This is a genomic window from Mucilaginibacter sp. RCC_168 (assembly GCF_041355315.1).
Classification (GTDB): domain Bacteria; phylum Bacteroidota; class Bacteroidia; order Sphingobacteriales; family Sphingobacteriaceae; genus Mucilaginibacter.
The window spans coordinates 1-6153 of record NZ_JBFUPN010000052.1 but is presented as its reverse complement, the minus strand read 5'-3'; the positions used below and the strand labels follow the sequence as shown (position 1 = coordinate 6153).

Sequence of the window (6153 nt, the reverse complement as noted above, 5' to 3'; positions counted from 1 at the left end):
CAGCAAGGGCTTGATTTAAGATTGGGCACCGACCTACTCTCCCACGTTTTACCGCAGTACCATCGGCTCTGGCGGGCTTGACTTCTCTGTTCGGAATGGGAAGAGGTAGACACCGCCGATATAGGCACCTGAATTTCTTTTGAGCAGAATGCTCAAGGCTCAAAGCTTAAAGCTTTTTTGCCAATTCATTATTTTGTTTCACTATCCGCTTTCGGCTTTACGCCTTCCGCTTTTAGCTCAACAATGACATATTATTGAAAGAAGTGATTGAGTTAAGAGAAAACAACAGACATTGTTGTTTAGTTTGTGGTTGATAGTTCATGGTTCATGGTTCATATTACTATGATCTATGTTCCATTTGCTATCAACCCTTTTTCTATCTGAAGAAAGCTTCGGGCAATTAGTATTACTCGGCTATGATGTCACCACCTTTAGACCTGTAACCTATCAACGTAGTAGTCTCCTACGACCCTCAATGGAAGTCTCATCTTGTGGCTAGTTTCGCACTTAGATGCTTTCAGCGCTTATCTATTCCCAACGTAGCTACTCTGCAATACAGCTGGCGCCATAACAGATTCACCAGAGGTTAGTCCAACCCGGTCCTCTCGTACTAAGGTCAGCCCCACTCAAACTTCCTACGCCCACAACAGATAGGGACCGAACTGTCTCGCGACGTTCTGAACCCAGCTCGCGTGCCACTTTAATGAGCGAACAGCTCAACCCTTGGGACCTTCTCCAGCCCCAGGATGTGACGAGCCGACATCGAGGTGCCAAACCTCCCCGTCGATATGAGCTCTTGGGGGAGATCAGCCTGTTATCCCCAGCGTACCTTTTATCCTTTGAGCGATGGCCCTTCCATGCAGAACCACCGGATCACTATATCCGTCTTTCGACCCAGCTCGACTTGTCTGTCTCACTGTCAAGCAAGCTTATGCTATTGCACTCCACGTACGGTTACCAAGCGTACTGAGCTTACCTTTGAAAGCCTCCGTTACCTTTTTGGAGGCGACCACCCCAGTCAAACTACCCGCCAAACAATGTCCTCCGCTGTGCAGAGTTAGACACCAAATACAGAAAGGGTGGTATTTCAACGTTGACTAACCGACTCCTAGCGAAGCCGGATCACAGTCTCCCACCTATCCTACACATCCTGTATCCGATATCAATGTTAAGTTGTAGTGAAGGTGCATGGGGTCTTTCCGTCCCGTTGCGGGTAACCGGCGTCTTCACCGATACCACAATTTCACCGAGCTCATGGCTGAGACAGCGCCCAGATCGTTACACCATTCGTGCAGGTCGGAACTTACCCGACAAGGAATTTCGCTACCTTAGGACCGTTATAGTTACGGCCGCCGTTTACCGGGGCTTCGATTCAATGCTTCGCCTTGCGACTAACATCCCCTCTTAACCTTCCGGCACCGGGCAGGTGTCAGGCCATATACGTCATCTTTCGATTTTGCATAGCCATGTGTTTTTGTTAAACAGTCGCCTGGGCCTTTTCACTGCGGCTGACATTGCTGCCAGCGCCCCTTCTCCCGAAGTTACAGGGCCATTTTGCCGAGTTCCTTAGCCATGATTCACTCGAGCACCTTAGGATTCTCTCCTCGACTACCTGTGTCGGTTTACGGTACGGGTTTTTATAACCTGAAGCTTAGCGGGTTTTCTTGGAAGTCTGATTACCTGAACTATCACCTCGTCCGAAGATTTGGTGTACTATCAGCTTTCAGCATGGTCTGCGTACTTAACTACAGTCCATATACCTACGGCCTTTAACGAACTATTCCGTCAGTTCGCGTCAGTGTCACTACTCCGTCACCGCATCGCAGTTATAAAAAGTACTGGAATATTAACCAGTTGTCCATCGGCTACGCCCTTCGGCTTCACCTTAGGCCCCGACTAACCCTGATCCGATTAGCGTTGATCAGGAAACCTTAGTCTTTCGGTGGGCGGGTTTCTCTCCCGCCTTATCGTTACTTATGCCTACATTTGCTTTTCTATAACCTCCACAGTCAGTTGTCCTTCCTGCTTCGCCGGCATATAGAATGCTCCCCTACCAGATGCATTACTGCAAATCCATAGCTTCGGTATACTGCTTGATGCCCGTTTATTATCCATGCCCGATCGCTCGACTAGTGAGCTGTTACGCACTCTTTAAATGAATGGCTGCTTCCAAGCCAACATCCTAGCTGTCTGTGCAATCGGACCTCGTTAGTTCAACTTAGCAGTAATTTGGGGACCTTAGCTGATGGTCTGGGTTCTTTCCCTCTCGGCCCTGGACCTTAGCACCCAGAGCCTCACTCCAGCGTATATTAATAAGCATTCGGAGTTTATCTGGATTTGGTAGGATTTGACTCCCCCGCACCCAATTAGTAGCTCTACCTCTTATTAACTCAACCGCCAGGCTGTTCCTAAAAACATTTCGGGGAGTACGAGCTATTTCCCAGTTTGATTAGCCTTTCACCCCTACCCACAAATCATCCGGAAACTTTTCAACGTTTATCGGTTCGGTCCTCCAGTACCTGTTACGGCACCTTCAACCTGTCCATGGGTAGATCACAAGGTTTCGCGTCTACCTCCCCTGACTATACGCCCTATTCAGACTCGCTTTCGCTTCGGATCCGTGTCTTAAACACTTAACCTTGCCAGGGAAGAGTAACTCGTAGGCTCATTATGCAAAAGGCACGCCGTCACACATTACTATGCTCCGACCGCTTGTAAGTACACGGTTTCAGGTTCTATTTCACTCCCCTGTTCGGGGTTCTTTTCACCTTTCCCTCACGGTACTGGTTCACTATCGGTCTCTCAGGAGTATTTAGCCTTACCAGATGGTGCTGGTAGATTCCCACAAGGCGTCTCCGACCTCGCGGTACTCAGGATCCCACTATCCTATCATTACTTACCCGTACGCAGCTCTCATGCTCTATGGCCGGGTTTCCCACCCCGTTCCGGTTCATTTTGATATTCATGTTGTGGTCCTACAACCCCTGCTATGCCGTAACATAACAGGTTTGGGCTTCTTCCATTTCGCTCGCCACTACTCTGGAAATCACTATTGTTTTCTCTTCCTCTGCTTACTTAGATGTTTCAGTTCAGCAGGTTCGCGCATTTATGCAACTAGTCTTCAACTAGTTAGGTTTCCCCATTCGGAAATCCGCGGATCAATTCATATTTGCTGATCCCCGCGGCTTATCGCAGCTTATCACGTCCTTCATCGCCTCTGAGAGCCAAGGCATCCCCCGTGTACCCTTTCTTACTTTCTTCTACTCTTGCGCCTTTTGCGCCGCAAGGTATGTCTTTATTTTAGTTAGTTGTGATTCAGTATCAAGTATTTAGTATCAAGTATCAAGACCGAAGTCTTTTTACCGTCTCTTCGCACCTGAAACCTCAGTCCACAACGTCCCTATTCTGTTGTTTTCTCTTGTTTCAATTACTTCTTCCAATATGTCAAAGAACGTTCGATTAGATTTGAGTATTGAGATTTGAGTATTGAGATTAACTTGCGTTTTGTCTCATATCTCATATCTAATATCTCTCATCTTATCTGGTGGAGAATAACGGATTCGAACCGTTGACCCCCTGCGTGCAAGGCAGGTGCTCTAGCCAGCTGAGCTAATCCCCCTAAAAATGAATTCCGTTCATTTGTTCATTTGTTCATTCGCTTATTAGTATTGCTACCAATGAACTACTGAACCAGTAAACCAATGAACCTTTGTAGTCCCGAGCAGATTTGAACTGCTGACCCCTACATTATCAGTGTAGTGCTCTAACCAAGCTGAGCTACAGGACTTTTTTGATTTCGGATGTCGGATGTTCGATTTCGGATTCTTCTCGTCAATTCGGCAATCGTCTATCGTAATCGCTTACAATCCAGCCTCTCAGATGATCAAAGCCGCTATGCTGGCTTCATCTTTTGGGTTTTCCTTTTGTGTTTTTATAGTGTTAAGGCATTGGATAATCGTCATTTGAAACTTTCGTCTCACATCTCATATCTAACGTCTCACATCTATTTAAGAAATAATCATGTAGGTAACACTTGTTATAGTACTTACTGTGGAAACTGCTCCAGAAAGGAGGTATTCCAGCCACACCTTCCGGTACGGCTACCTTGTTACGACTTAGCCCCAGTTACCGACTTTACCCTAGGACGCTCCTTGCGGTTACGCACTTCAGGCACTTCCAGCTTCCATGGCTTGACGGGCGGTGTGTACAAGGCCCGGGAACGTATTCACCGCGTCATTGCTGATACGCGATTACTAGCGAATCCAACTTCACGGGGTCGAGTTGCAGACCCCGATCCGAACTGTGAACAGCTTTAAGAGATTGGCATCCTGTTGCCAGGTAGCTGCCCTCTGTACTGCCCATTGTAGCACGTGTGTAGCCCCGGACGTAAGGGCCATGATGACTTGACGTCGTCCCCTCCTTCCTCTCTATTTGCATAGGCAGTCTGTTTAGAGTCCCCACCTTGACGTGCTGGCAACTAAACATAGGGGTTGCGCTCGTTGCGGGACTTAACCCAACACCTCACGGCACGAGCTGACGACAGCCATGCAGCACCTAGTTTCGTGTCCCGAAGGACTAAAGCGTCTCTGCTTTATTCACTAACTTTCAAGCCCGGGTAAGGTTCCTCGCGTATCATCGAATTAAACCACATGCTCCTCCGCTTGTGCGGGCCCCCGTCAATTCCTTTGAGTTTCACCCTTGCGGGCGTACTCCCCAGGTGGAATACTTAACGCTTTCGCTTAGACGCTGACCGTATATCGCCAACATCGAGTATTCATCGTTTAGGGCGTGGACTACCAGGGTATCTAATCCTGTTTGATCCCCACGCTTTCGTGCCTCAGTGTCAATCAAACCATAGTAAGCTGCCTTCGCAATTGGTGTTCTGTGACATATCTATGCATTTCACCGCTACTTGTCACATTCCGCCTACCTCTAGTTCATTCAAGTTCTTCAGTATCAAAGGCACTGCGACAGTTAAGCTGCCGTCTTTCACCCCTGACTTAAAGAACCACCTACGCACCCTTTAAACCCAATAAATCCGGATAACGCTTGGATCCTCCGTATTACCGCGGCTGCTGGCACGGAGTTAGCCGATCCTTATTCTTACTGTACATTCAGCTTGATTCACGAATCAAGGTTTATTCCAGTATAAAAGCAGTTTACAACCCATAGGGCCGTCTTCCTGCACGCGGCATGGCTGGTTCAGGCTTCCGCCCATTGACCAATATTCCTTACTGCTGCCTCCCGTAGGAGTCTGGTCCGTGTCTCAGTACCAGTGTGGGGGGTCATCCTCTCAGATCCCCTAAACATCGTAGCCTTGGTAAGCCGTTACCTTACCAACTAGCTAATGTTCCGCATGCCCATCTTGTTCCTATAAATATTTGATTATTAAACGATGCCATTCAATAATGTTATGCGGTCTTAATCTCTCTTTCGAGAGGCTATCCCCCTGAACAAGGTAGGTTACATACGTGTTACGCACCCGTGCGCCACTCTCATGGAAAGCAAGCTCTCCAATCCCGTCCGACTTGCATGTATTAGGCCTGCCGCTAGCGTTCATCCTGAGCCAGGATCAAACTCTCCATTGTAAAATGTTTTGTTTGTCTCTGACCCTATTATTAATAATAGAATCTGTATGGTGAGCTGGCAGTTGGCAGTTGTCAGTTTGCACTAACCACTATCTCTTTTCCACTCACCCTGTTATCTTTATACAGCTTCCCGCTTTCTTATAACGTACCGGAAGGGTTTAGTTTCCGATCGTTACGCTACATGATTTTCTATTTCTTAAAAGAACTTGGCGCTTCACTATCTCAGATCCGCTTTATAATCTTGGAGTTTTTACACTCCTTAACTTTTCATTTCTGTCCGCCGGAATCGCTCCGGCTTCTCTTTTGTTACTCGCTTCCTTTCGTCCGCTTTCTCTCTTTTGCTACTCATTAACCTGCGTTAACTTTCTCTTTGTTTGCTGCCAAAATCGCTTTGGCTTTTCCCTTCTTTCCCGCTCAGCGTTTCCGCTTTTTTCTTTCCTTCGTTTCGGGAGTGCAAAGGTAGAAACCTTTTTCTATTTTCCAAAACTTTTTTTTCTTTTTTTTATCCTAAAGTTTTGACCGCCTTTCCTCTCTTTTCTCTTCCTCCTCAGCGGGCTGCAAAGGT

General features: G+C 47.4%; 2 tRNA genes and 3 rRNA genes. All 5 read right to left on the bottom strand.

Annotated features, from left to right (window positions below):
* Positions 1 to 20: 20 nt before the first annotated feature.
* Positions 21 to 132 (bottom strand): 5S ribosomal RNA (rrf, locus tag AB6735_RS27805).
* Between the two features lie 248 nt (positions 133 to 380).
* Positions 381 to 3261: ribosomal RNA gene (locus AB6735_RS27800) — 23S ribosomal RNA — on the bottom strand.
* Positions 3262 to 3542: 281 nt separating this feature from the next.
* Positions 3543 to 3619 (bottom strand) — tRNA-Ala (locus tag AB6735_RS27795).
* 93 nt (positions 3620 to 3712) lie between these two features.
* Positions 3713 to 3787 (bottom strand) — tRNA-Ile (locus AB6735_RS27790).
* A 279-nt stretch (positions 3788 to 4066) separates the two neighbouring features.
* Positions 4067 to 5588: ribosomal RNA gene (locus AB6735_RS27785) — 16S ribosomal RNA — on the bottom strand.
* The 16S, 23S and 5S rRNA genes sit together here with 2 tRNA genes alongside, the layout of an rRNA operon.
* Positions 5589 to 6153 lie beyond the last annotated feature (565 nt).